This window comes from Mycoplasma cottewii, from assembly GCF_024918975.1.
Classification (GTDB): domain Bacteria; phylum Bacillota_I; class Bacilli_A; order Mycoplasmatales; family Mycoplasmataceae; genus Mycoplasma; species Mycoplasma cottewii.
This window is the reverse complement of the sequence record NZ_CP103424.1, coordinates 777,940-804,439: the sequence shown is the minus strand read 5'-3', so window position 1 is coordinate 804,439 and position 26,500 is coordinate 777,940. Positions and strand designations below refer to the sequence as shown.

Below are 26,500 nucleotides of genomic sequence, written 5' to 3'. Positions count from 1 at the left end.
TCCTTATTAATTAGCAAGTTCAATGATCATTAGGCATCTTTATCTATTATTCATTCTAGACCAGCTCCACCATCCGAACCATCCTCACCTTTGAATGGGTCAAAACCACCAGGTGTTATTCCTGAAGTAAATCTATTTCGAACAATTTGTGGCAGATTATTATCCCAATAAGGATTGTTTCAATTACCTGATTTAATAGTTACAAAAGCAAAAGTTTTTACATGTTCTACAACATTTCATTTTGAGATATTTCGTCTAAAACCTTGTGCACCTGCAAAAGTTCTACGCATAAATCTCACATTTGAAACGTTTCAATTACCAATTGGATGATTAAATTTTGTAGCAAGTCTAAATGTATAGTTCATAACTATTATGTTTGAAACATCTCATTTTTCCAGATTTTTTATAGAAGAGAATTTATTTCTAAGAAATGCAGAATCTAGAGATTGAATAAACCAAGGTAAATACTCAGGCACTTCATTTACATCAGGTAATGGGTCATATATAGAAATTAAATTTTCTCCGCCTCCAAGTCCCGCATTGCCAATTCCATCTTTTAAAAATCTTTTTCTATAACCTATTTCAACTAATTTATTACCTTCTATCTTATGAGGTCTACTTTCAGGGTAAATAAAATCTATATCTAAATCTAAATTGATTATTTGAAGATTTTGTATTCCTGTTTGTATTGTAAGATCATCAACTACTATTTTAAATTTTCCAACACTAACTCTTTCTTTAGATTCACTTGGTTCTCTCAATTTAAAATTTGAAATTGATAAGTTTTTTTGTGTTTCAATGTTAAAACGAGATAGAATATCCCTATAAGCATCAAGTGCTCAAATAGTTTTTTTAGTAGTTTTTTCTCAAACTTCATTTACCATTTTTGAAAAAACAGTAACATAATTTTTATTCATTTCTTGTTGTTGATCAAAATCTCTTTTTAAGTTGTTAAATCTTGTTGTTAAATTAGGTATTATTTCTTCTTTTAATTTTTTATGCCTGTCTTCTACTTCTTTTAAGTTCTTTTCTAAATCAGCTTGTTCTTTTTCCTTATTTTTAACTTGACGTTCAATATCAGATAATTCAGTTCTAATTCTATTAAGTTTTGCTAATTCTCTAGGTGCGTCAATTCTCCTTTTATCTCCGTTACTATTGTTTAAATTAATATTTGTTACTTCTTGTTTAGATATAGCAGAAGTTAAATCTCCTATTTCGCTATTTATACCATTTATTTGTTGTTTTAATTGATTAATAAGGTCTCTTTTTTCTTGGTTTTCTTTTACTAATTTACCACGTTCTTGAGTAAAATTTTCAAGTTTAGATTCTAAACTATCTAGTTCTAATTTATATGTTATTAAACCTTGATTCCTATTAGTATTTTGTAGCAATAAATCATCTAAAGTTTCTTTCAATGAATCTCTTTGAGTTGTAAGTTGTGTAAGTGATTGATTAAATTCATTAATTTTAGTTTCATTAGATTGATATTGTTGAGTTAGTGATTCTGTTTTTTCTTTAAGAGTTTTTATCTTTTCTTTTACTTGTGAAATACTTGTTTCTAATTGTTGTTTAATATCTTGTGGATCTGATTGATTATTTGATTCATGATTATTTTTTACTATTTTAGAAGTAGTAATAATTGGTACTGTAACAAAACTTCCTATTAAAATAACAGATAAAGAAAATCATTTAAATAGTTTCATATTTATTTATCCTTTCTTTACTTAAAAAAATACAATCACTTTTATAAAAATTGTACTCGCAAAAAAAAAAAAAAAGACTTGAAAAAAGTCTAAACGTGTGATTAATACTTCATAATCTTTCATAAATTAATTGTAGTTATTGATAAAAAAACTAGAACCGTATGTTAAGAACGAAGTTAATAATTACTGGAAATAACTTTATTTCTACTTATCTTAATAGCTAGTCTATTTTGGTATAATTTAATTTAGAAAAAGGGAGCAAAAGCAATGGAAATGATCATAAATCCTATATTTGTTTTTAGTTCAAATAGAATTATTGAACTTATTTCATATGTTGCTTTTGGAATAGGTTTTTTTGGTTTACTTATTAGTTTATCTATGTTGATAATTTATAAAAATATTATTAGTAAAGCTTTTAAAACAACAAATATTATTGAAAGAATTTTAAAACACCCACTACCTAATCGTTTAAATAGAATGAATTTTATTGTTCAAAATTCTAGTAATGAAAATTTAAAACAAGATATTGAAATATGAAAAGTAAAATACTATGAAATTTATAAAATTCAACTACCTGAATTAATTGAAAATGTAAGTCAATATTTCGGTGTCAATAAATGAAGTTTTAAATCAAAAAGATTTCCTTCTATAAAAAATTTACATAGAGCAAATAAACTTTTAGAAGTATCTAAAAACTTAGAATTAAATGTTAGAGATATATATTATGAAACTCAAAAAGTAACTGAAGTTGAGTTTTTATTAAGAGATACTAAAATTATTATTCAAGAAACTGCTAATGAAATTTTTGATTTTGTAGATCTAAAAAAAGAACAAAATGAATTAAAAGTTAACGTGTCAATTATTGAAGAGTATAAACAAATAATTAATAAAAAAATTACTATTTGTGATTATTATATTAAGATAGGTAAGTTTGAAGAAGCGTTTAGAAAAATCATTAATTTATCTGAAGGAATTTCTAGATTTATTAAGTTTATTGATAAAACTCACAGAATGGCTATGTCATTAGAAAAAAATGGTGCTTTATATCAGAAATTAGAAGAAATTAATAAACAATTAATTTTTAAAAATGATAAAGATCATAAACTTGAAGATATAAATAATAATTTTAAAGAACATAAAGAAAAAATATTACAGTTTATATATAATGGAAAAATTGATTCAGCAACAAATCAATATCAACAATTATTTAGTGATATTGATAGATTAAGTTCTTATTTAAAATTTGAAGATAAAGTTTTTATATTCTTTGAAAATAATATTGGAAAAATTCAAAACATTATAAAAGAATTTGAAAACGAAAGTAAAAAAATAGAACAATTAATTCTTTTAAATACTTCATTAAAAAACAACATTGATATAGCTAAAGAAAAATACTATGCTATTAAACCTTTTATTGATTCGATTAATGATGAATATAAAATTATTTGTTCTAAATTTATTAAGTTTAAATATTCAATAAAAGCTTATTCAGTGTTATATAAATGTGCTTATCAAATAAAAAATATTTTAACTAGATTAGAAAGTTATTATAATGACTTTATAGAAATTTATTCTATTTTAAGAACTAAAGATTCATTCTTAGAAGAAGTCGAATCAAAACTAGATAACATTAGAACTACATTATTGTGTACTGAATCAATTATTTACAGACATGGTGATATTAAAAACTTACAACAATATAAAAATAAAATTAAATCTAGATATCAAGATTTAGAAGATATTGAAAAGAAAAATAAATTCATTTTATCTTCACCAGATAATTTTGATGCATTATTAAAAAAATTAGATGTTCAATTAAGAAAAACAATTTATATTAAACACAATGTTATTGATGAAGTTATGTTAGATAAATTAGCTCAGTATGTTGTGACTTACGCTAATCGTTATTTAGATTATAAAAACAATTCTAATAAGAAAATAAATGAAATAATGAATGCTTATGAGTTAAAAGATTATAAAAGAACTATTGAATTAGGTATAGATTTATTTAAAGAAAATAAAATTTAAGAATTAGGAGAAAACATGAAACACATTTTAATAAGATATGGTGAATTAACATTAAAAGGAAATAACAGATTCAGATTCGTTGATAAGTTAATTTCTAACATTAAATTTAAATTAAAAAGATTTAATAAAGATGATATTGAATATATTAAAGATAATAATTCTTTAATATTAAAAGTTAATGATGAAATTTCAAATGATGTTTTAGAAGAATTAAAAACTGTTTTTGGAATTTATTCATTATCAGTTATTCAACACACAAAAAAAGATCTTGAAGATATTAAAAATGCTATTTTAAAAATAGTTGAACAATCTAATGCAAAAACCTTTAAATTAGAAGCAACTAGAAAAGATAAATCTTTTGAGCTAACAAGTATTGAAATTAAACAAAAATTAGCTCCAGAAATTTTAAAAGCTTGTTCTAATTTATCTGTTGATGTACATAATCCCGATTTAAAAGTAGAAGTTGTAATTAAAAAAGATCACGCTGAAGTTTTTGATAATAGAATTAGTGGTTTAAAAGGATTACCAGTTGGAATTAGTGGTAAAGGTTTAAGTTTATTAAGTGGTGGAATTGATTCACCTGTTGCTTCATTTTTAACTTTAAAAAGAGGTATGCATATTGATTTTATACACTTTATGACTCCACCTCACACTTCAGCTGAAGCATTAAAAAAAGTTTTTGATTTAGCTAAAAAATTATCTAGATATAATTCATCAACTTTCAGATTATATGTTTGTGATTTTGCTTTAATGTTACAAGAATTACAACATATTCCTGAAGAAAGTTATAAGATAACTATTATGAGAAGAATGTTTATGAGAATAGCAAACGCTATTGCTGATAAATACAATTATAAAGCTCTAATTACAGGTGAAAGCTTAGGACAAGTTGCTAGTCAGACTATTGAAAGTATGGATGTAATAAACAGAACAAGTTTAATACCTATTTTAAGACCAGTTATTACATATGATAAAGAAGAAATTATTGAAATTTCTAAGTTTATTGATACATATGAAACTTCAATTCTTCCATTTGATGATGTATGTAGTATGTTTGTGCCAAAACAACCTGTTACAAAACCTAGACTTCACACAGCGATCGCTCAAGAAGATGCTATTTTATGACCTGAACTTTTAGAAGAAACAATTCAAAACCATATAACTGAATTTGTATTCAAAAATGGAGAAGTTGTAGAAAATAAAGAATAAAAATTAAAACAAAGGAGATAAATCATGAATTTTACACCACTGTTTACAGTTAAAAGTGAATATAATTTTTTAGATTCATTAATTAAAATTGATGATTACATTTCTTTTGTTAAAAAGCATGACTTTGATTATGCTTTTTATTGTGAAAAAAACACTATGTTTGGTGTTGCTGAATTTATTAAAAAATCTCAAAAAAATAATATTAAACCAATTGTTGGATTAAACATAGATTTTGACGATCAAACTAGATTATGTATTTATGCAAAAAATAGATTAGGTTATCAAATTATTTGTCATATATCTAGTTTTTTACATGACGGTTTTACTCATTCTGATCAAGATATTAAAAATTATATTTATCAAAATATAAATACCAATGTTGTAGTTATAGCTAAATTTACTGATCAAGAATTTAAAACTAATTTAAAAATAATTTTAAATGATGATTTGTATGATGCTGATGAATTGAAATTATACTTAGAACCAATTAATTATTTAGATCCTGATCAAAAAGATGTTTATAAAATTTTAACTGCAATAAGAGAAACTAAAACTCTTGATGAAATAAACATTAATTCTTTTAATTGTTATCCTGATATAACTTTTTTAGAACAAAATAATTATAAAGTAAGTATTGAAATACTTTCAAAAGTAAGTTTTGATCTTTTTGACAATGATACAAAATATTTAATAAAATACAAAACACCAGATAATATTTCAAGTAATGAATTTTTAAAACAAAGATGTGAATTATCTTTAAAAGCATTTATTAAATATAACCAAAAAAATAATCAACAAATTAATGCAAAAGAGTATTTTAAAAGATTAGAATATGAACTAAATGTCATAAAAAATATGGGATTTAGTGATTATTTTTTAGTAGTTGCTGATTATGTTAATTTCGCTAAAAAACAAGATATTATGGTCGGTCCCGGACGTGGTAGTGCTGCAGGTAGTTTAATTAGTTTTTTATTAAGAATTACTGATGTTGACCCCTTAAAATATGATCTATTGTTTGAAAGATTTTTAAATCCTGAACGTCAAACTCTTCCTGATATTGATGTAGATTTTCAAGATAATAGACGTGAAGAAGTTCTAGAATATTTATTTGAAAAATATGGAAAATACAATGTTGCAACAATTACAACTTATCAAACAATTGGTTATAAGATGGCTTGAAGAGATGTATGTAGAGTTTTTAAAATTGAAATGAATATTGTAAATAAAATATCTAAACTTTTAGATCATGATAAAGATATTAATTTTTTAGATTTTGTAAATGAAAACAAAATACTAAAAGATTATTATCAAGATGAAAATTTCAAAACTATTTTTGATGCTATGAATATGATTGTTGGATTACCTAGACAATCTGGAACTCACGCTGCTGGAGTTATTTTATCTGATGTTGATTTAAGGCAAATTGCTCCAATTAAGATCGGTTATAATGGTATTTTTCAAACTCAATATGATATGAGTTATTTAGAAGAAATAGGTTTAATTAAAATGGATATTTTAGGTTTAAAAAATCTAACAACATTACAAGAAATTAAACATTTAATACAAAAAAATTACAATATTAATGTTAAATTAAACCAAATTCCGTTAAATAATTGAAAAACATTTAATCTTTTACAAAAAGGACATACTTCAGGTATATTTCAATTAGAATCTAAAGGAATGACTGATCTAATAGTTAAGATGAAAGTTGACTCTATATCGAGTATCTCTGATGCTTCTGCTTTATATAGACCAGGACCTCAAGAAATGATACCTCAATATTTATCTAATAAAAAATTACCTAATCTTAAAGTTATCGATGATAGTGTTTATGATATTTTAAAATCAACTTATGGAGTTATTGTTTATCAAGAACAAGTTATGCAAATGCTTAAAAAAATCGCCAATTTTTCACTAGCAAAAGCTGATATTGTAAGAAGAGCTATGAGTAAGAAAAATGCTGATTATATGCATCAAGCAAGAGAAGAATTTGTTAATAATGCAATAAAACTAAATAACTTATCACCAAATAAAGCTAATTTAATTTGAAACTGAATTGATAAATTTTCTAACTATGGATTTAATAAATCTCACTCAATTTCATATTCTTATGTGAGTTATTGATTAGCATATTTTAAAGCTAATTATACTTGTGAATTTTACAGTAGTTTATTAAGTGGAGTGATTGGAAGTGAATTAAAAACACACCAATATATTAAAGAGTTAAATGAATATAATATTAAGATAAATAAACCGATTATTTTAAATACTTCACTAACTTATCAAATAAGAAATAAACAAATTTATATGCCACTAACTACAATTAAAGGAATAGGTATAGAAATTGTTAAAAAAATATCACAAGCAAAAAAAGAAAATAAAGAGATGTTTAAAGATATCAATAGTTTTGTTTTAGCTATGATTAATCAAAAAATATCAATAAGTACAATTCAAATTTTAATTAAAGCTGGAGCATTAGATAATTTGTGAAACTTAAATAAACAAACTATGTTAAAAAATTTAGATATTATTTATAATCAAGCAGTTGCTTTTAAAGATTTAAAAAATATAAGTGATGAAGAAAAAGTTATTCTAATTGATTATGATGAATTTGATGATGAAACATTAGCTATGTTTGAAAAAGAATTGTATGGATTTTTCATTGATTCAAATCCTATTTTAAAAATTAAAAACTCTAATTTAAAATACAACCCTGTTGATATTTCAAAATTAACAGTAAATCAAAATCAAATTATTGTTGGATTTATTTCAAACATTAAAGAAATTAAAGATAAGAATAATAATACAATGGCATTTATTTCAATATTTGATAGTACTTCAGAAGTTGATGTGACTATTTTTGCAAATGATTATGAGCAAGTTAAAGATAAACTTATTGTTAATAAAGCTTATATTATTGAAATTCAACCTAACACAAGACAAAATAAAATATCAGCAAAATTTGTAAAACTAATTAAACAAATCTAAGGAGAAAATTATGAAAAAAATATTAATAATAGACGGTAACTCATTATTATTTAGAGCATATTATGCAACGGCATATTCATCAAGTCCAATTATGAGAACAACAAGTGGAACACCTACAAATGCAGTTTATTCTTTTATAAATATGATGTTATCTGTTTTAAACTCGCGAGGTCCTTATGATTGTTTATTTATCGCTTTTGATAAAGGTAAAAAAACTTTCAGACATGAAATGTTAAAAGATTATAAAGCAGGAAGACAAAAAACACCTGAAGAGTTAATAAAACAATTACCAATAATTAGAGAGTTTTTAACTTCTGCAAACATTTGTTGATTTGAAAGAGATGATGTTGAAGCCGATGATATAGTTGGAACTATTGCAAAAGTTGCTGAACAAAAATTTGATGAAGTTAGTGTTGAAATATTAAGTAGTGATAAAGATATGTATCAACTAATTAGTAATAAAACTGTGTGTGTTGTACCAAAACAAGGTATTGTAAATCCAGATGTAATTAATGAACAAGAACTATTTAAATTATGAGAAGTTTTACCAAAACAAGTTCCAGATTTAAAAGCTATTATGGGAGATAGTTCAGATAATTTAAAAGGTGTTAATGGAATTGGTCATAAAGGAGCAAGCAAACTAATAAATACATACGGTAGTTTAGAAAATATTTATAATAATATAAATGAAATTAAAGGAGCAACAAAAACTAAATTAGAAAACGATCAAGATTCAGCTTTTTTATGCAAGAGATTAGCAACAATTAAAACTGATGTTAATATTGAAGAGCTTGAATTTGATCCAATAAATTTAGATCCAAAAAATATTAAAAGATTCTTAACTAAATATGAAATGTTTTCTTTAATGAATAAATTCGATTTTATTTGTGATCTTAATAAAGAAAATGAAACTAAAGAAGAAAAACCTAATATCACTATTTTAAAAAAATGATCTAAAGAATATAGTGATGAGAAAAATTATATTTATGTTGAATCACTAGAAGAAAACTATCATTTAGATAATATGATTGGAATTGGTATTTCTAATAGTAAAGGAAATTTTTATATTGATTTTAAAAAACAAGTTCAACAATTGAGTATTTTTGATGATCTAGTTGATGGTTTAATTGATGCTGAATTAGAAAAATTCTTAAAAGATGATAAGTTAGAAAAAATCACATATGATATTAAAAAAACAACTTATTTATTAAAAAATCATGGTTATGATGTTTATGTAACTGATTTTAGTTTTGATTTTATGGTTGCTTGTTATTCATTAAATGCTTTTGCTAAATCAGAATTAGAACATCAAATTAAAATGATCGATCTAAAAATATATTTAGAAAGTAAAGAAGATATTTTCGGAAAAGGTGTTAAGAAAAATCCAAATATTGATTTAGACAAAAAATCTGAATATATTACTAAAAAAGCGATTATTTTAAAAAATAATTTCGATAAATTAATCGATCAATTAAAACAAACTAATACATTAGATCTTTACTACAAATTAGATCATTTATTAATTGAAGTATTATATGTTGCTGAACGTCAAGGAATTTATATTGATAAAAAAGAATTAAAAACTCAAACTCAAAACATTTTAGTTAAACTTCAAAACATTGAAAATGATATGAAAGAAATTTTAAATGACATTATAGATGATGATTTTAATTTTGCTTCTCCAAAACAAGTTCAAGAATTATTATTTGATAAACTTAATCTTCCAAACCTAGATAAAAATGCTACATCAAAAGATGTTTTAGAAAAATTACAAGCTTATCATCCTATTGTTAATCTATTAATTGAACATAGAAAATTTCACAAATTATATACAACCTATTTAAAAGGTTTTGAAAAATTTATTTATGATGATAATAAGATTCACACAATTTTTAATCATACTTTAACAAATACTGGAAGATTAAGTTCAGCTTATCCTAATATTCAAAATATTTCTATTCAAGATGAAGATCAAAAACAAGTAAGAAAAATATTTACAACTTCAAGTGATAAAACATTTTTAAGCTTTGATTATTCTCAAATTGAACTAAGAGTTTTAGCTCAAATGTCAAAAGAACAAGTTTTAATTGATACTTTTAATGCTAATAAAGATATTCACGATCAAGCTGCTAGATTAATTTTTAATATATCAAAAGATCAAAAAGTATCACCTGAACAAAGAAGAATGGCTAAAGTATTTAATTTTGGTATTTTATATGGTTTAACTGATTATGGTTTAGCAAATGATTTAAATGTTGATGTTAAAACTGCAAAACAAATGATAGAAGACTACTATAAGTCATTTCCTGGATTATTACAATTTAAACAAGATCAAATTTCAAAAGCAAAAGAAAATAAATACTCTTCAACATTAACAAATAGAAAAAGACATCTTTTAGAATTAGAATCTAAACAATATTTAGTTAGAAAATTTGGAGAAAGAATTGCTGTTAATATGCCAATTCAAGGAACGGCTTCAGATATTTTAAAAGTAGCTATGATATCTATTTTTAAAGAATTAAAATCAAATAATTTAAAAACTATTATGATCGGTCAAATTCACGATGAAATCATTTTAGAAGTTCCTTTAAATGAATTAGATCAAGTTAAACAAATTGTAGTTGATAAAATGAGTTCAGCTTTAGTTGATATGATTAAATGATTAAATATTGATGATGAAGCGATTATTAATTTAGAAGTTTCACAATCTCAAGCAAATACTTGATATGGATTAAAATAGGAGTTTATATGCCAGAATTACCAGAAGTTAGTACAGTTGTAAAAGTTATCAAACCAAAAATTACAAACAAAATAATTAAAGATGCAAACATATTTTCAGAAAAAATTATCAAAACTAAATCAGCATTTGATTTTAAAAATCTAGTTAAAAATCAAAAAATAAATAAAGTTTTTAATAAAGCAAAATATATCGTTATCCAACTAGATGATTATGTAATTATTTCTCATTTAAGAATGACTGGAAAATGAGTAGTTGAACAACAAAACAATTATAGTTATAAACAATCTTGATTAAGAGCTGAAATTTTATTAGATGATGATATGCTCTTTAGATTTTATGATGCTAGAGGTTTTGGAACTTTAGATATTTATAATAAAGATAATTATTTAGTTGAATCTAAATTAGATAAACTAGGACCAGTTCCATTAAATGGACAAACAACTGTTGAGTATTTATATTCAAAAACAAAAAATAGTAATAAAGCAATTAAAACTTTATTATTAGATCAAAATATAATTGCGGGATTAGGTAATATTTATGTAAATGAAGTTTTATTTTTATCAAAAATTCTACCAGATAAAACTTCTAAGTTATTATCAAAAGAACAAATAAAAGATATAATATACAATGCTGAACAAGTTTTACAAAAAGCTATTGAAATGAATGGAACTACAATTAATGATTTTGAATCTTTACCAGGAGTTAAAGGTCAATATCAAAACGAATTAAAAGTACATTTACAAAATAATAAAAATTGCAAAGTATGTGGATCAAAAATTTTAAAAATTCAAGTAAATCAAAGAGGAACATACTATTGTAATAACTGTCAAAAATAACTGTTGTTGAAAAGTGGAAAACATATAATAAACACTATGTTAAATAGTTATTTTTAATCATGTTATAAAATGAAAATAACATTGAAAAATATTTAAATCTTTTAAAAATATTTTAAGGTTAAAACATATTAATATTATTAATATAAAGGCATTAGGGGGATTATTATGGAAGTTTTAAAAAAAGGCTTTAAATATTCAGTAGATACTCCGCCGATTCTAGATGCTGAAGAATACAAAACCTTAACATGTTTATATCAACCATTAATTGGAGCTAAAACAGTTAGTTTATTTTTGACATTGATTCAAGAACATATGATCACTTCTAAATTAAAAAATCAAGGATTAGACGAAGAAAGGTTATGTAGCATTACTCAAATGACTCATAAAGAAATTGTTGATGCTTTAGATATTTTAAACGCATTAAATCTTGTTAGAGTTTATGTTAAAAAAGATCAATCAAAACTAGTTAAATTTCAAATAATTTCTCCTTTAAAAAGTAAAGACTTTTTTAATAATGAATATTTAAATAATTTATTAGAAAAAACTTTAGATGAACAAAATTATGAAATTACTAAGTTTATGTTAAAAGGTGTTAATAAAATTAATCAAGATGAATTTGAAGAAGTTCATATTGATTTTGCTGATATTATTGATTATTCTTTTATGAATGATTCTAAAAAATATAAAACAAGCTTAAAAGTTAATTCATCAAATTGTGAAAAATTAAAAGAAGTTTTAGATTTAAATTATATTGATACTAAATTAAAAGAACAAAATATTAATATAGATCTATGTTCTGAAAATCTTGCAAAAATACTTGTTGATGTTTTAATTATTAAAAAATTAACTGAAAATGAAGTAATTTTATTAATTAATAATTCATATGATTTTGATAAAAAATCAATTGATTTAATCTTACTTGAAAGAGAATTAATTTCTTTAGTTACAAGTGAAAAACAAAAAAATAAAACTAATACTAAAAAAACTAAAAACCAACAAAACATGATTCAAATCATTGATAACATGCATTGAAATGATTATTGTAAAGCTAAGTATAAAATTGATCTATCAGATTGAGCTCATGCTATTGATAATATTAAAAACACATACAAATTTAATGATGGAATTATTAATTGTTTAATTGATTTTAGTTATAAAAAAAATAATGGATCTATTGTAGTTAAATATATTCAAAAAATAGCTAAAACTTTATATGAAAAAAATATAAAAAGCACTGAAAAAACAATGACTTACTTGAAAAAGATCAAAAATAGTTCTAGTCAAGTTGATAAAACAATTCAAACAAACGATCTATTAGAATCTAATTTAACAAATGATTTTTTAAATGAACAATTATCTCAAAATACAACTATTTTCGAAGAACTTGAAGCACTTTTATAGGAGAATAATATGCAACTAGAAAAATATAAGAATAATAAAAAAATAAATAGTTTAATCATTGAATCGCAAAAAAGTCAAACACCTATCACTGATGAAGTGCTTTTAAAAAATCAAGATATATTAGATGATTTTTTATTATTTTATAAAGAGTGCGATATTAACAAAGAATGTGTGCAAAATCCTAAGGGTAATCAAGTAAATATTGTTTTTGAAAATGGTCGTTTTTATATTCAAAATACCGCTTGTGTTCATAAACTTCAACAACAAGAATTAGATAAAATTATAAACAATTATTTATATACTGATTTTGATGTTAAAGATTTTTCTATAGTTGCAAAAGATTATTATTTTAGTGAATTAACAAATCAAGAATTTAATTTATTAACTAATAATGAAAAAAAAGAAAAAGCAAAGATTTTAAAATACGCTTTAGAAAATCAAAAAAAAGGTAATTATAAAGGTATTTATTTATATGGTGCTCCTGGAGTTGGTAAAACTTATATTTTTAAAATCCTAGCCAATACTTTTGCATCTAAAGATTATAAAGTTGTGTTTTGTACATTAAGATCAGTTATTGATAAAGTAAGAAGATCTTTTAATGCAACAAGTAAAAAAGGAATAGAAATCGTTGAAAATTTAAAAAATGTTGATGTGTTATTTTTAGATGATATTGGTGGAGAAAACTTATCATCTTGATCACGCGATGACTTTTTATTTGAAGTATTAAACTATAGAATGGAAAATAAAAAAATGACATTCTTTACTTCTAATTTTTCAATTAAACAACTAAAAGAAAACTTAAGAATTAAAACTACTAATAAAAAGTACGCTGATAATATAGATCCATCAGTTGAAGATATTAAAATTGAAAGAATTGTTTCAAGAATTAAAACACTAGCATTCGAAAAAGAAATTAAATGAAAAGTTAAGAGAAATTCTCAATAACTTTTCTTTTTTTATTAAAAACAAAAATCAAGCAAGTGCTTGATTTTATAAAAGTATTCAATCATCTTTTGAAAACATAGGATCTTGTTTATTGATTCGATCATAATATAGTTTTCCAATATTATGTTCCATTTCATGTTGAAACACTATTGCATGATACCCTCTTAAAGTTAAAGTCAGATATTGTTTAGTTAATCAATCATAACCTTCAACAACTATTTTATAAGATCTAGGTACAATTCCAGTGTGATCTTGATCGACACTTAAACAACCTTCTCCATCTTTTAAAGCTACAATTTGAGATGATTTTGAAATAAGTTTTGTATTAATCATTGCATATTCTTCAATATCATCTTCATCTCAATTAAATCTAACATAAAACATATCAATATTTGATCCGATTTGAGGGGCAGCCAATCCAACTGCTGGTCTTAAATAATCATCTGAATCTTTTTTATTTTCATTTTCATCTTGACTAACTACAACAAAATCAATTAATTTTTTCATAACTAATTCTTCTTCTTGAGTTAGATTTGTAGGATCCTTAATTTGTTTACAAGTATTTCTAATCACTTCTTTATTTGTATCTTTAAACAATCAAGAATTTGAAGGCCTATCGTTTTGTAATAAATCCTTTTTAATATCCATATTTACACCTCATTTATTCATATTATAGCAAACTAGTATTTGTTATAATATTATAAATTATCTATAGGAGAATAAGTATGCATATAATAGCTGGTAAGTATAAAAAGATGAAGCTAAAAACTTTAGATTCTCGCCAAACGCGACCAACGCTTACAAGAATAAAAGAAGATATGTTTAACATTTTAAATAACTATTTTATTTTTGAAAATAAAACTAGTTTAGATTTATTTGCAGGTAGTGGATCGTTGTCAATTGAAGCTTTAAGCTGAGGTGTGAGATATGCTATAATCAATGACAATAGCAAGCACGCAATTGAGATAATAAAACAAAATTTATCTAGAATTGATAAATCAGATTATGTGTTATATCAAAATGATTATCTACAGCTTTTAGAACTATTAAAAGTAATGAATCAAAAAGTTGATCTAGTGTTTTTAGACCCACCGTTTGCTCATGAAAATTACATGGATTATTATTATGAAATTATTAATTATTTAATAGATAACAATATTTTAAATCCTTGAGCAATTATAGTTTGTGAAGCTGGTGAAAAATTAGATTTAGAGAAATTATCTAAACTAGAATTATTACGTTTTAAAGATTGCAAAAATAAATTTTTATACTTTTTAAGATGAGGAGAAGAGTAGAATTATGGCTAGTAAAAAAGGCAAAATGATTATTATTTCAGGACCAAGTGGAGTTGGTAAAGGTTCAGTAAATTCAGTATTATTAAACAATCCAGATTTAAAATTAAAATATTCAGTTTCAATGACAACACGTGAACCTAGAGTTGGTGAAGTTGATGGAGTTAATTACTTTTTTGTTACTAAAGAAGAATTTGCAACAGCAATTGTTAATAATGAATTAATTGAATATGCTCAATTTGTTGGTAATTCTTATGGAACACCTAGAAAATATGTTGAACAAGAACTAGAAAAAGGTTATAACGTAATTTTAGAAATTGAAGTAGATGGAGCTACTCAAGTTTTAAATAAAGAAGGAAACACTTTATCAATATTTTTAATGCCTCCAACATTAAATGATTTAGCTCAAAGAATTAGAGGAAGACAAACTGAAACTGAAGATAAAGTTAAAGCAAGACTAGATAAAGCTTTATTAGAAATTCCTTTAAAACACAACTATCAGTATGTAATTGAAAATGATAGTGTTGATAATGCTGTTGCTAAAATTACTGATGTTTTACACTTAGAAGGATTAACTAATATTAAAGGTCCTACAGTTTATGAAAGATTAGAAAAAATAGTTGAAGAAATTGTAAAAGAAAATTACATGTATTTTGTAAACAACTGAGAAACAAACGTTAAATTACTTGCAAGAAATGAAAAAGAAAAACAAGAAGCTAAAAAATTTGACGCAGAAAAATATTTAATCAAACTTTTAACTCGTAAGGTTTATCATAAAGTTTTAGGTCATGGAGATTTTTCTAAATTATTAGATAAAGAATTTGTTGATTTTAAAATTCAAAAATTAATGTTTAAGATTAATTTCTTTAGTATCGAACAAAAACACCACAATGATGAATTCTAGACAAATAGCTTTTAATATTTTAAAAAAAGTTTTTATTAATAAATCTTATTCTAATATTTTATTGAACTCTTTATCAAATCAAACTAATATTTCTAAACAAGATAAAGATCTAGTTTTTAATATTGTTCATGGAGTTATTTCTAATCAAATTTATTTAAAACATATTACTGATAAATTAATTGATAGTAAGAAAACTAATAAAGAAATTCAAATACTTTTATGACTTTCAATTTATCAATTTATTTTTTTAGATGCAATTCCTAATTATGCAATAGTTAATGAATCAGTTGAAATGGCTAAAAAAATAAATCGTAAAACTTCAGGTTTTGTAAATGCTGTTTTAAATAAGTTTAGTAGAAACATCACTGAGTTTAGCAATGTTAGTTTAAAAAATAAAGATTTAGAATTATGTATTAAAAATTCTTTTCCATATAATTTGTATTTAATGTTAAAACAACAATACGATAAAGATATTTTAGATCAAATTGTAGTTGATAATATTACAATTCCTAGAATTTATTTTAGAGTGAACACTTTAAAAATTTCAACTGATGAGTTTTTTAATAAGTATAAAGATGAGTTTAATTTAGAAAAAACTGATGTTAGTGATTGTTTGATTTCTAACAAGTCAATTGTAAATACTGAAATGTATAAAAACGGTTTAATCACTATTCAAGATAAAGCTTCAATTTTAGTTGCAAATATTTTAAATCCTAGCTTAAATTCCAATGTATTAGATATGTGCTCTGCTCCTGGTGGAAAACTTACTCATATTAGCAGTATTTTACAAAATACAGGTAGTGTTATTGGTAATGAAATTAGTGAAAATAAATTAAGTTTAATTAAAGATAATATTAAACGTTTAGGATGTAATAATATTGAACTAATCAATATGGATGGTCGAGATATTAGTAAACAAGAATTTTTTGATTATATTTTATTAGATGCTCCTTGTTCAGGATTTGGAGTTTTTAAAAGAAAGCCTGAAATTAAACTAAATTTAGATTTTAATCAATTAAAAGCTACTGTTAAACTTCAAGAACAATTACTTGAAAATGCTTATAAAAATTTAAAAGTTAACGGTGAAATGGTTTATTCTACTTGTACAATTAATAAACAAGAAAATGATAATCAAATTAATAAGTTTTTAAATAAACACAAAGATATGATTAAGATTTTTGAACAACAAATTTTTGGTTTTGAATCAAACACTGATGGATTTTATATATGTAAAATGAAAAAGGTGAAGTAATGAAAACTTTTAAAAGTATTGAACTTTTTGCTGGTGCTGGAGGTTTGGCTTTAGGATTAGAACAAGCTGGATTTGAACACATTGCATTAGTAGAATTTGATAAATACGCTGCAGAAACATTGAAGTTTAATAGACCAAATTGAAATGTAATTTGTGAAGATATACAACAAGTTTCAACACGTGATTTAGAAAAAGAATTTAATATTAAAGCTAAAGAATTAGATTTATTATCAGGTGGTGCTCCTTGTCAAAGTTTTAGTTATGCCGGAAAAAGATTAGGTCTTGAAGATACAAGAGGAACAATGTTTTATCATTATGCAACTTTTTTAAATAAGTTAAAACCTAAAATGTTTTTATTTGAAAATGTTAAAGGATTGTTAACTCATAATAAAGGTGAAACTTTTAAAACTATTATCGATATTTTTTCACAACAAGGTTATCAAGTTAGTTATCAAGTTTTAAATGCTTTAGATTATCAAGTGGCTCAAAAAAGAGAAAGACTAATAGTTGTTGGTATTAGAAATGATTTAACAAATCATGTAAAATTTGAATTTCCTAAAAAGAATGAAAATCGACACTTAGTTTTAAGAGATATTTTAAAAGATGTACCAAAAAGTGAATGTGCAAAATATTCAAAAGAAAAACAAGAAATATTTAAATTAGTACCTGCTGGTGGTTGTTGAAGAGATATTGACGAAAAAATTGCTAAAACATATATGAAGAGTTGTTGATATATGGAAGGCGGACGAACAGGTATTTTAAGAAGATTAAGTTTAGATGAACCTGGACTAACAGTTTTAACAACACCACAAATGAAACAAACAGAAAGATGTCACCCCATAGAAGTAAGACCGTTTAGCGTAAGAGAAAACGCTAGAATACAGTCTTTTCCTGATGATTGAATTTTTAAAGGATCAATAGCTAATCAATACAAGCAAGTAGGAAACGCTGTACCTTGTAACTTAGCTAAATATGTAGGAATCAGTATCATAAACTCTTTAAAAGGAGATTGTGAAAATGGATAATGAATTTAATCTAAATTTTATAAGTCAAAAAGATTTTGAAAAACATGTAATAGATACTATCAAACAATATAAGTCTTCATTGAAATCTATTAACTTAAAAAGATTCAATAAAAATCTTATTGATCCGATTAAACTTATTTTTGATAAAAATGTTTTTAATAAGGAATTTGAAGAAATTATAAAATTAGAAATTTCTAGACAAAGAGATAAAACCAATAACAATATAATAGGTTATTTTCATCAAAATATTTTTAAGTATATTAAAAATTGTAAAGTTCCTGTTCAAGGATGAGATGTAATTTTTAAAGATGATGATTATACTTATTATGTTGAAATGAAAAACAAACATAATACAATGAATAGTTCTTCAGCGGCAGAAGTTTATATGAAAATGCAAAATCATTTATTAAATAATAAAAAAGAAGACAATATTATTTGTGCTTTAGTTGAAGTTATTGCTAAAAGATCACAAAATATACCATGAGTTATGAAAATTGATAATCAAAAAATGATTGGTAATAAACAATTGAAAAGAATATCTATAGATAAATTTTATGAAATTATCACAAAAGATAAACACTCATTTAAAAACTTATGTTTGCAACTTTCAAAAACATTAGAAAAACTTGTTAGTCAAAACGATAATATTAAAGTTGAAAAAGATAGCGTATTTGAAGAATTAAAAGAAATTGATAATGATATAGTTATCTCATTATATAAACTAGCGTTTGCTACATATGAAGGATTTGATTTTTAAATATTATTAAAAAATTATCATTTAAAGGGTAATTTTTTTTATTTTTTATCTAACACTTTAATGAGAGGTGTAAATATAAACATGAAATTCTTATTACCATTACTTTTAACAACTAGTCAAATAGTTCCAACTTCAATAAATTACAGTACTAATCAAAATATCAAAATTGAATCTGAAAAAAATAGTTTTGAGTTTGTTGAAAAATTAGATCACAAAAAAACGGTTTTATTTGATGAAAATGCTAGAGTTGATGAAAACACATACAAATACAACAAAGAATGACTAAGAAATAGAAGCTTGCTAAAAGACTTCTTTTTAAAACATTTTACTTTTAAAATATCTGATAAATTTTTAAATTATCTAAACGATGGATTAAATATGAAAATATCATTTGATATTGATGTCGAAAGACATTATATATATCAATATAAAGATAAAAAAATTCAAAAACAAACTAAAAAAGTTGTATGTAATTTTTTAGATGAATTTAGTTTTAGATGTGAAAATCAAAAAGAATATGAAGGAATTGTACGTATGGACTTTTTAAAAGATCCAAAAGATGTCAGAAGTATAAGTTCTGCTTTTTATGACTTTAATACGCAATGAAAATGTGGTTATGATAAAAATCTAAAACTTTTAAATATTTATGAAGCAATGGATTTTGAAGTTTATAAAAATTGAGAATGAAATCATAGCAATTTTCCAGTTCCACCATTTTCACAATTAAAATATTCAGTTAAAGAAGTGAAATATGAGTTTTTAATTCCTAAAACTGTTTTAAATTCGATTAAAACAATCCCTTATCAAATAAAAGATTATAAAAATATCGATCAACTTGAATATCTTGTAGCAGATCTTGAAAATGAATTTAAAAAACAATTACAAAAAACAAATAAAAATTATTTAGATAAAATTAACAATATTTTTACTACTTGAAAATTAACAGATTTTTCAAAAAGAGAATTTGGTAAATTCAAATGAAGTGATAAAAGTGAAATTATTATAGAAATTCCTATTAGTAAAAAATATGAAAAAGATTTTAAAAATCTATACTTAAAATTACCAATCATTCAAAGAATTGATATAGGTAACTTAATTGAAATTAATGAGTTAAATATTAAAAAGAAGATATTAAAAACATTAAAAATTTCATACCAAATCTAGCGTTTTGATTAAATACTGCTTTAGATTATAAAATTGAAAAAGATCAGTTAATACTTACTGTAAAAGATAATTTCAAAACTAAATTTTATGGAGAGAAAATAATTAAACTTAACATAACTGAAACAAAACCGATTAATTATTCAAATCCAAATCAAAATACAAATAATCCTCAAATAAATAACTACAAAAAACCAAGAAGTAAAAATCTATATTCTCAACATAAAACTTTAATAACAAATCCATATCTTTACATGACAATATCTTTAGTTTTAGCGCTTGTTATATGTAGTCTGTACTTTTTAAAAGATAAAAAAGAAAATATGAAAGACTAAAGAATCTAGATAAGAAAGTAAATGAAGTATTTTGTTTAACTCAGTATAAATTCTATTGTAAATACATGTCTACATTACAAAAATAATAGTAAAGACAATAGACATAGTAGTATATAATCTGACTATCGTATAGTTGAATTTGCTCATGATTAAAATTTTTTTAAAATTAGCGATTATTATATTGTTGGTTATGGTTTTGATTGCGATGAAATATACCATACATAGCTTTATATGAACCAAGTAAAATTAATAATTTACACAAAAAAAGATTGGTAATAACTACCAATCTTTTTTATTATCATTATTCTTATAAAGCCATAGCGATTAATCCAACAACAACGGCTGCTGAAATTGGTGCTGCTACTGGAATTCATGAGTATTTTCAATCTGAACTTCCTTTTGCTTTACATGGTAATAATGCATGAACGATTCTAGGTCCTAAGTCACGAGCTGGGTTAATAGCGTATCCAGTTGTTCCTCCAAGAGATAGACCTATTGAAAATACTGCTAATCCTACTGCTAATGGACCATATGAACTAAATGCAGTTTTTCCTACTCCAATAATTGCGAATAATAATACTGCAGTTCCAACAAATTCCATTAAGAAGTTTAATGAAATTGATTTTTGAGTAGCTCCAGTTGAGTGAATTGCTAAAAATCTAGTTTGGAAATCTTCGTCTTGTTTTGTTAATTTAATGTGGTTTAAGTGTAAAACGTCAACAACAATTTGTCCTAACATAGCTCCGATTAATTGAACTATTAGAACTACAAAGAATAATCCTGCTCCATTAAATCCTGATTTAATACCTGCAAATTCTCAACTTTTTGATGAAATTGCACTCATAACTGTTACTGCTGGGTTTAAATGAGCAACTCCTCCAAGAGCACTTGAAATCATAGCTGCAACAAACACAGCAAATCCTCATCCTGCAGTAATTGAAATTCAACCTGCATTTTGACCTTTTGTACCTTTTAAAACAACGTTAGCTACAATACCATTACCTAAAATAATTAAAAGCATTGTACCAAATAACTCTGTTAATATAACACTTTGCGATGTCATATAACTACCTCCTATTCAATTTCTGTTGTTCAACTAAATGTTCTTTGAACTGCAACTTTTCAACCTTTAATTAGTTTTTCAACTTCTTGTTTACTAATTTCTGGTGTTAATTCGAAGTCAACTTTATAAGTTTGTTTAATTTCTTCGATATCTTTTCAGTAACCTACAGCTAATCCTGCCATAAATGCTGCTCCCATAGCTGTTGTTTCAACATTAGTTGGTTTAATTACTTTAGATTGACTAATGTTTGATTGGAATTGCATCATAAATTTATTGTTTGCAGCTCCTCCGTCAACTTTAAAGATTTCGATAGTTTTTTTCATATCTTTTCCCATTGCTTCAACAACGTCGTTTGCTTGATAAGCAATAGCTTCTAATGTTGCTCTTACAATGTGTTCACGTCTTGTTCCTCTATCTAATCCAAAAATAGCTCCACGTGAGTATGAATCTCAGTATGGTGAACCTAATCCAGTAAATGATGGTACAACATAAACTCTTCTATCATCTTTTACTTGACCTGCATATCATTCTGTTTCAATAGCGTTGTAAATAATTCTTAAGTTATCTCTTAATCATTGAACAGCAGCTCCAGCAATCATTACTGAACCTTCTAGTGCATAATACACTTTATCTTTAAATGAATAAGCAACAGTTGTTAATAATCCGTGATTTGATTTAACTATTTCTTCACCTGTGTTAGTTAGAATGAAACATCCTGTTCCATAAGTTACTTTTACTTGACCTTTTTCAACACATAATTGACCGAATAGTGCTGATTGTTGATCTCCGATTGATGAAGCAATTCTGATTTGGTGTTCATCACCTTTTGAGAATAATCCTTTGAATGTTAACCCATAAACTTCACTTGTTGATTTAATTTCTGGAAGTATGTTTTTTGGAATATCAAATAATTTTAATAATTCATCATCTCATGTATTTGTTTTAATGTTGTATAATAATGTTCTTTGAGCATTTGTATGATCAGTTACAAATACTTCTCCACCTGTTAATCTGTAAATTAATCAAGTGTTAATTGTTCCGAACATTAATTTTCCTTCTTCAGCTAATTTTCTAGCATTTTCAACATTATCTAAAATTCATTTTACTTTAGTTGCAGAAAAGTAAGGATTAATAATTAAACCCGATCTTTCTTTTACCATATCAACATCTTCTTGGCTAAATGTTTGGCAATAGTCAGCAGTTCTTTGATCTTGTCAAACAATTGCATTATAAATTGGTAAACCAGTTTCTTTATTTCAAACTACAACAGTTTCACGTTGGTTAGTGATACCGATAGCTTCAATTTGTTCTGGTGAAATATTTGATTTATTTAAAACTTGAATTAATGTTGAACGTTGAGTATTTCAAATTTCAATTGCATCATGTTCTACTCACCCTTCTTTTGGAAAGTATTGAGTAAATTCAGCTTGTTCAACAGCTATAATTTCACCTTTTTTATTAGTTATTAAAGATCTGGCACTAGTTGTACCTTCATCTAGTGTTAATATGTATTTTTCCATGTTATTTCCTCCTATTAGTTTCATGGAAGAATTGCTTCTTCTTTTGGATTTCAGTCTGTTCTAACTTCAAGATTAGTAAATGCATCTTTTACTAAGTCACACACCATATCAGCAATTGCTGGACAGCTTGCAATCGCTGGCGATTTTGTTCCTGCTACATTGATAAATGATTTGTCATCTTTTGCAGGTTTAATTCAAAAGTCATTTGTTGAAGGTTCGATAGGACGTGATCCAGCATACACTGTACAAGTTTTTGTCATATCTATATTTGGAATTAATTGTTGGCCAATTGCTCCTATTTTGTCATACATTTCAGGAGTTACTAATAAAGTATCTTCTTTAGCAACATTATCTTCGGCAGTTGGTCCTACCATTATTCTACCATCTAACATAGGAGCCACGATAACTCCTTTACCATGAATTGTTGGAACCATGAATATAACCGAATTTACAATACCTGCTTGAGATTTATCTAAAATTCTATATTCACCACGTCTTGTTACTAAATTAAATTCATCATATCCTGCTAGTTTAGAAATTACATCAGCATAATGACCAGACGCATTAACAACAACTTTAGCTGTGATTATTTCATCTTTGCTTGTAGTTATTTTGAAAAGATCATTTTCTTTTTTGATATCTAAAACTTTTGAATTAACTCTTAGATCAACACCATTTTTAATAGCATTTCTCATTAAAGTTTTAGTTAAAACAACAGGATCAATTGCAATAGAAGAATTACATACTAAAGCTCCAATTGTATTTTTACTTACATTAGGTTCGCGCTTATGTAGTTCTTCAGCATCAATCACTTCTAGTTCACTAGGATCTAATCCATTGATTAATCCACGTTCATATAGCATGTGAACATGTTTCATTTCTTCTTCATTAAAAGCAACAACAGTTGAATTAATTCTTAAATAAGGAAAATCCATTTCTCTAATTCAATCTTCATAACGTTTTTTACCTAAAACATTTAACTTAGCGTTTAAAGTTTCAGGACGTGGATCGAATCCACCATGAACAAGCCCAGAGTTATGACCACTAGTTTCTAAAGCAAGTCTAGGGTTTTGCTCTAATACAACTATTTTTTTATTGTATTTTGCAAGTTCTCTACTAATAGCAGATCCGATAATTCCTCCACCAATTATACATATATCTGTTTTAATTTCTTTCATATGATTTCTCCCTTACAAATATATTGTAAATAAAAAAACTATTTTTTTGTGAGTTTAACCAGTAGCTTATAACATTAAACAAAATAAATACAAAAATAAAAAAACTAAACAATAACTGTTTAGTTTAATAATTAATCTATTATTTTAAAGATATCTTTAACTGATTTTTTCTTAGATTTTTTAGCTTTTTTCTGTTTTTCTAATTCTTCTTCTTTAAGTTGTTTAATATCTTTTTTAGTTAATTTTTTTAAAGCATATTTCATTTTTTCGTGTTCTCATTTATTTAAATTTTCTTGAACAGTTTTTTGAACAAATCTAGTTAGATCTTCAGTTTTTAATGAAATATGTTTTGAAGGTAAAATAGGTTTTCCAAAAACAACTTTAATCTCAACTCTTTTTGGTCTATCTTTTGCAAATACTTGATAAGAGTTGATAATTGAAACAGGAATAATTGGTGCATGTGCCATTTGAGCAACTTTTAATGAAGCAGGATGGAATTCATTCATTTCTTGAGATTGACTTCTTGTTCCTTCAGGGAAAATTACTAATGATCTTTTGTAATCTACAACTAATTCTCTAGCTTCTTTAAATGCTTCTAATGCACTTCTAGGACTGTTTCTATCTAAAGGAATACAATCAATTAATCTTACAAAGTTTTTGAACTTTTTATCAGTTCATAATTCTTTTTTTGCAATAAATGCTAATGGTTGTTGTTTTGAGAAATTATTAATTGCAAGTAAAATTGCAGGATCAATATTTGATTGATGGTTAACTGCTAAAACAACACCTTTATCTAATCAGTTTTCAATTCCTTCAACTTTTATATCAACATCTAAAACATATAATAATTTGTTTACTGCTTTTTTAACTCATGTGTAGCAATATTCTTCAGTATAAGTGTCAGGATATTTTCTATTTTTTCTAACAATTTTTGAAGCTTTTCTTTTTATATTTAATAAAGGTGCTCACATGTAAAGCATTTTTCATTTATTTAAATGTAAATAATCTTTTTTCTTTTCTTTTACCACAACAGTTGGAGTTTGTTGATTTTCAACAACATTAGTTGTTGTTTCAATTTTAGTTTCAACAACTTGTTCAACTTTTTTTGGTGCTGATTCAACAACTTTTTTATCTACAGATTTAGCTATACTTGATTTTGGTTTTGTTGTTTTAGTGCTACTTGATTTTGGTTTTGTCGAACTTTTAGTTGTACTAGATTTTTTTGTTGTAGCTTTTGTAGTTGTTTTTTTAACTTCAGTTTTAGTTGAACTAGTTTTTTTTGCAGGTGCTTTTTTAGCTGCAGTTGACTTAGTTTTAGTTGAAGTACTTTTAGTAGTTTTTTTAGTTTCTTGCATTATTTTCTAACTCATCTTTCTATATAAAATTCTTCATAATCTTCTTGAGAAATTTTATCAAATTTATTCACATCAAGATCACGCATAAAAGTATCACCTTGATAATCTTTTTTAATAATTGATCTAATTATTTCATCTGCTGAATCTAAGAATAATTCATAAATAATTTTACCACCAATTACAAATATTTCATTTTCTTGATTTTTAGCATATTTTTCAATTATAGGATCAACGCTATTTATAATAATCAAATTATCAAATTCTTTTTCTAAATCTTTATATTTATCAACATTATTTGTAAGAACATAATTTAAACGATTTTTTAAAGGTTTATAGTTTAAAGAAGCAAATGTTTTTCTACCCATTACTAAATCTTTTTTTGTTGTAGTTCTTCTGAAATGTTGCATTTCTTCTTTAATATCTCAAGGTAAAGAATTATTGTTTCCAATAACTCCATTTTTAGTTTGTGCTCATATTAATTTAATCATCAACTCTTACCGCCATTCCTACTGAATATTTTTTTTCATGAGAAATTGATATTGATATATTTTTTAATCCTTCATTTAAAATAACAGGTTTTGAATTTATATAATTTATATCTATTTTATTCATACTAATAGGATCATCTAAACTTTTTATAATAGCTTCTTTAACAGCTCAACGTCCTGAAACAAATTCTCTTTGTTCAGCTTTAGTTTTAGTTTTAAATATCTTAATTTCATTTTCAGATAATATTTTACAAATAAAATTATCATTTAATTTAATTCTTTTATTTTCAACAATATCTATTCCTATTTTCATTAATTCA

General features: G+C 24.4%; 21 protein-coding genes. 13 read left to right on the top strand and 8 right to left on the bottom strand.

The features are described 5' to 3' along the window. Positions 1-29: 29 nt before the first annotated feature. Positions 30-1,703 (bottom strand): BspA family leucine-rich repeat surface protein, encoded by a 1,674-nt coding sequence (locus tag NX779_RS03445; RefSeq protein ID WP_259430024.1) that lies wholly within the window; start codon positions 1,701-1,703, stop codon positions 30-32. A gap of 267 nt (positions 1,704-1,970) precedes the next feature. Here NX779_RS03445 and NX779_RS03440 point away from each other — a divergent pair, with 267 nt between their 5' ends. The 7 genes from NX779_RS03440 (at position 1,971) to NX779_RS03410 (ending at position 13,850) form a co-directional block, all read left to right on the top strand. After that, positions 1,971-3,731, top strand: coding sequence for a hypothetical protein (locus NX779_RS03440; protein ID WP_259430023.1), 1,761 nt, complete (start codon positions 1,971-1,973; stop codon positions 3,729-3,731). Between the two features lie 15 nt (positions 3,732-3,746). Beyond that, positions 3,747-4,940, top strand: a complete 1,194-nt coding sequence (gene thiI / locus NX779_RS03435) for a tRNA uracil 4-sulfurtransferase ThiI (RefSeq protein WP_259430022.1) — start codon at positions 3,747-3,749, stop codon at positions 4,938-4,940. A 24-nt stretch (positions 4,941-4,964) separates the two neighbouring features. Then, positions 4,965-7,928 (top strand): DNA polymerase III subunit alpha, encoded by a 2,964-nt coding sequence (dnaE, locus tag NX779_RS03430; RefSeq protein WP_259430021.1) that lies wholly within the window; start codon positions 4,965-4,967, stop codon positions 7,926-7,928. 10 nt (positions 7,929-7,938) lie between these two features. Further along, entirely contained in the window at positions 7,939-10,668 is a 2,730-nt protein-coding gene (polA, locus tag NX779_RS03425; protein ID WP_259430020.1) for a DNA polymerase I, read from the top strand. Positions 10,669-10,676: 8 nt separating this feature from the next. Then, positions 10,677-11,504: a DNA-formamidopyrimidine glycosylase gene (gene mutM / locus NX779_RS03420; RefSeq protein WP_259430019.1), complete on the top strand. Its 828-nt coding sequence runs from the start codon at positions 10,677-10,679 to the stop codon at positions 11,502-11,504. A 165-nt stretch (positions 11,505-11,669) separates the two neighbouring features. Beyond that, complete coding sequence (locus tag NX779_RS03415; protein ID WP_259430018.1) at positions 11,670-12,905, top strand: DnaD domain protein; 1,236 nt, start codon at positions 11,670-11,672, stop codon at positions 12,903-12,905. A gap of 9 nt (positions 12,906-12,914) precedes the next feature. After that, positions 12,915-13,850, top strand: coding sequence for an ATP-binding protein (locus tag NX779_RS03410; protein WP_259430017.1), 936 nt, complete (start codon positions 12,915-12,917; stop codon positions 13,848-13,850). Between the two features lie 45 nt (positions 13,851-13,895). On the opposite strand, the gene def is transcribed toward NX779_RS03410, so the two are convergent. Further along, on the bottom strand, positions 13,896-14,498 hold the full coding sequence (gene def, locus NX779_RS03405) for a peptide deformylase (RefSeq protein ID WP_259430016.1): 603 nt from the start codon (positions 14,496-14,498) through the stop codon (positions 13,896-13,898). A gap of 77 nt (positions 14,499-14,575) precedes the next feature. Here def and rsmD point away from each other — a divergent pair, with 77 nt between their 5' ends. From rsmD to NX779_RS03375, 6 genes are all read left to right on the top strand, one after another. Beyond that, positions 14,576-15,145: a 16S rRNA (guanine(966)-N(2))-methyltransferase RsmD gene (gene rsmD, locus NX779_RS03400; RefSeq protein WP_259430015.1), complete on the top strand. Its 570-nt coding sequence runs from the start codon at positions 14,576-14,578 to the stop codon at positions 15,143-15,145. 4 nt (positions 15,146-15,149) lie between these two features. Further along, on the top strand, positions 15,150-16,046 hold the full coding sequence (gmk, locus tag NX779_RS03395; RefSeq protein ID WP_259430014.1) for a guanylate kinase: 897 nt from the start codon (positions 15,150-15,152) through the stop codon (positions 16,044-16,046). Beyond that, positions 16,036-17,298 (top strand): 16S rRNA (cytosine(967)-C(5))-methyltransferase RsmB, encoded by a 1,263-nt coding sequence (gene rsmB, locus NX779_RS03390; protein ID WP_259430581.1) that lies wholly within the window; start codon positions 16,036-16,038, stop codon positions 17,296-17,298. The genes gmk and rsmB overlap by 11 nt, the downstream gene beginning before the upstream one ends. Next, positions 17,298-18,323, top strand: coding sequence for a DNA cytosine methyltransferase (locus NX779_RS03385; RefSeq protein ID WP_259430013.1), 1,026 nt, complete (start codon positions 17,298-17,300; stop codon positions 18,321-18,323). Before rsmB ends, NX779_RS03385 begins: the two co-directional genes overlap by 1 nt. After that, a complete protein-coding gene (locus NX779_RS03380) occupies positions 18,316-19,080 on the top strand; it encodes an Eco47II family restriction endonuclease (protein ID WP_259430012.1) in 765 nt (254 codons plus the stop codon). Before NX779_RS03385 ends, NX779_RS03380 begins: the two co-directional genes overlap by 8 nt. An 81-nt stretch (positions 19,081-19,161) precedes the next feature. Continuing rightward, a complete protein-coding gene (locus NX779_RS03375) occupies positions 19,162-20,244 on the top strand; it encodes a hypothetical protein (RefSeq protein ID WP_259430011.1) in 1,083 nt (360 codons plus the stop codon). Between the two features lie 639 nt (positions 20,245-20,883). Here the strand turns inward: NX779_RS03375 and NX779_RS03370 are convergent. The 6 genes from NX779_RS03370 to NX779_RS03345 form a co-directional block, all read right to left on the bottom strand. Then, the gene (locus tag NX779_RS03370) at positions 20,884-21,639 is read right to left on the bottom strand and encodes an MIP/aquaporin family protein (RefSeq protein WP_259430010.1); all 756 of its coding nucleotides are present in this window, start codon (positions 21,637-21,639) and stop codon (positions 20,884-20,886) included. An 11-nt stretch (positions 21,640-21,650) separates the two neighbouring features. Continuing rightward, a complete protein-coding gene (glpK, locus tag NX779_RS03365; protein ID WP_259430009.1) occupies positions 21,651-23,159 on the bottom strand; it encodes a glycerol kinase GlpK in 1,509 nt (502 codons plus the stop codon). A 14-nt stretch (positions 23,160-23,173) separates the two neighbouring features. Further along, on the bottom strand, positions 23,174-24,337 hold the full coding sequence (glpO, locus tag NX779_RS03360) for a type 2 glycerol-3-phosphate oxidase (RefSeq protein ID WP_259430008.1): 1,164 nt from the start codon (positions 24,335-24,337) through the stop codon (positions 23,174-23,176). Between the two features lie 131 nt (positions 24,338-24,468). After that, complete coding sequence (locus NX779_RS03355) at positions 24,469-25,413, bottom strand: lysophospholipid acyltransferase family protein (protein ID WP_375162449.1); 945 nt, start codon at positions 25,411-25,413, stop codon at positions 24,469-24,471. Between the two features lie 278 nt (positions 25,414-25,691). After that, positions 25,692-26,180: a dihydrofolate reductase gene (locus tag NX779_RS03350; protein ID WP_259430006.1), complete on the bottom strand. Its 489-nt coding sequence runs from the start codon at positions 26,178-26,180 to the stop codon at positions 25,692-25,694. Further along, on the bottom strand, positions 26,173-26,493 hold the full coding sequence (locus NX779_RS03345; RefSeq protein ID WP_259430005.1) for a holo-ACP synthase: 321 nt from the start codon (positions 26,491-26,493) through the stop codon (positions 26,173-26,175). The genes NX779_RS03350 and NX779_RS03345 overlap by 8 nt, the downstream gene beginning before the upstream one ends. Positions 26,494-26,500: the final 7 nt, after the last annotated feature.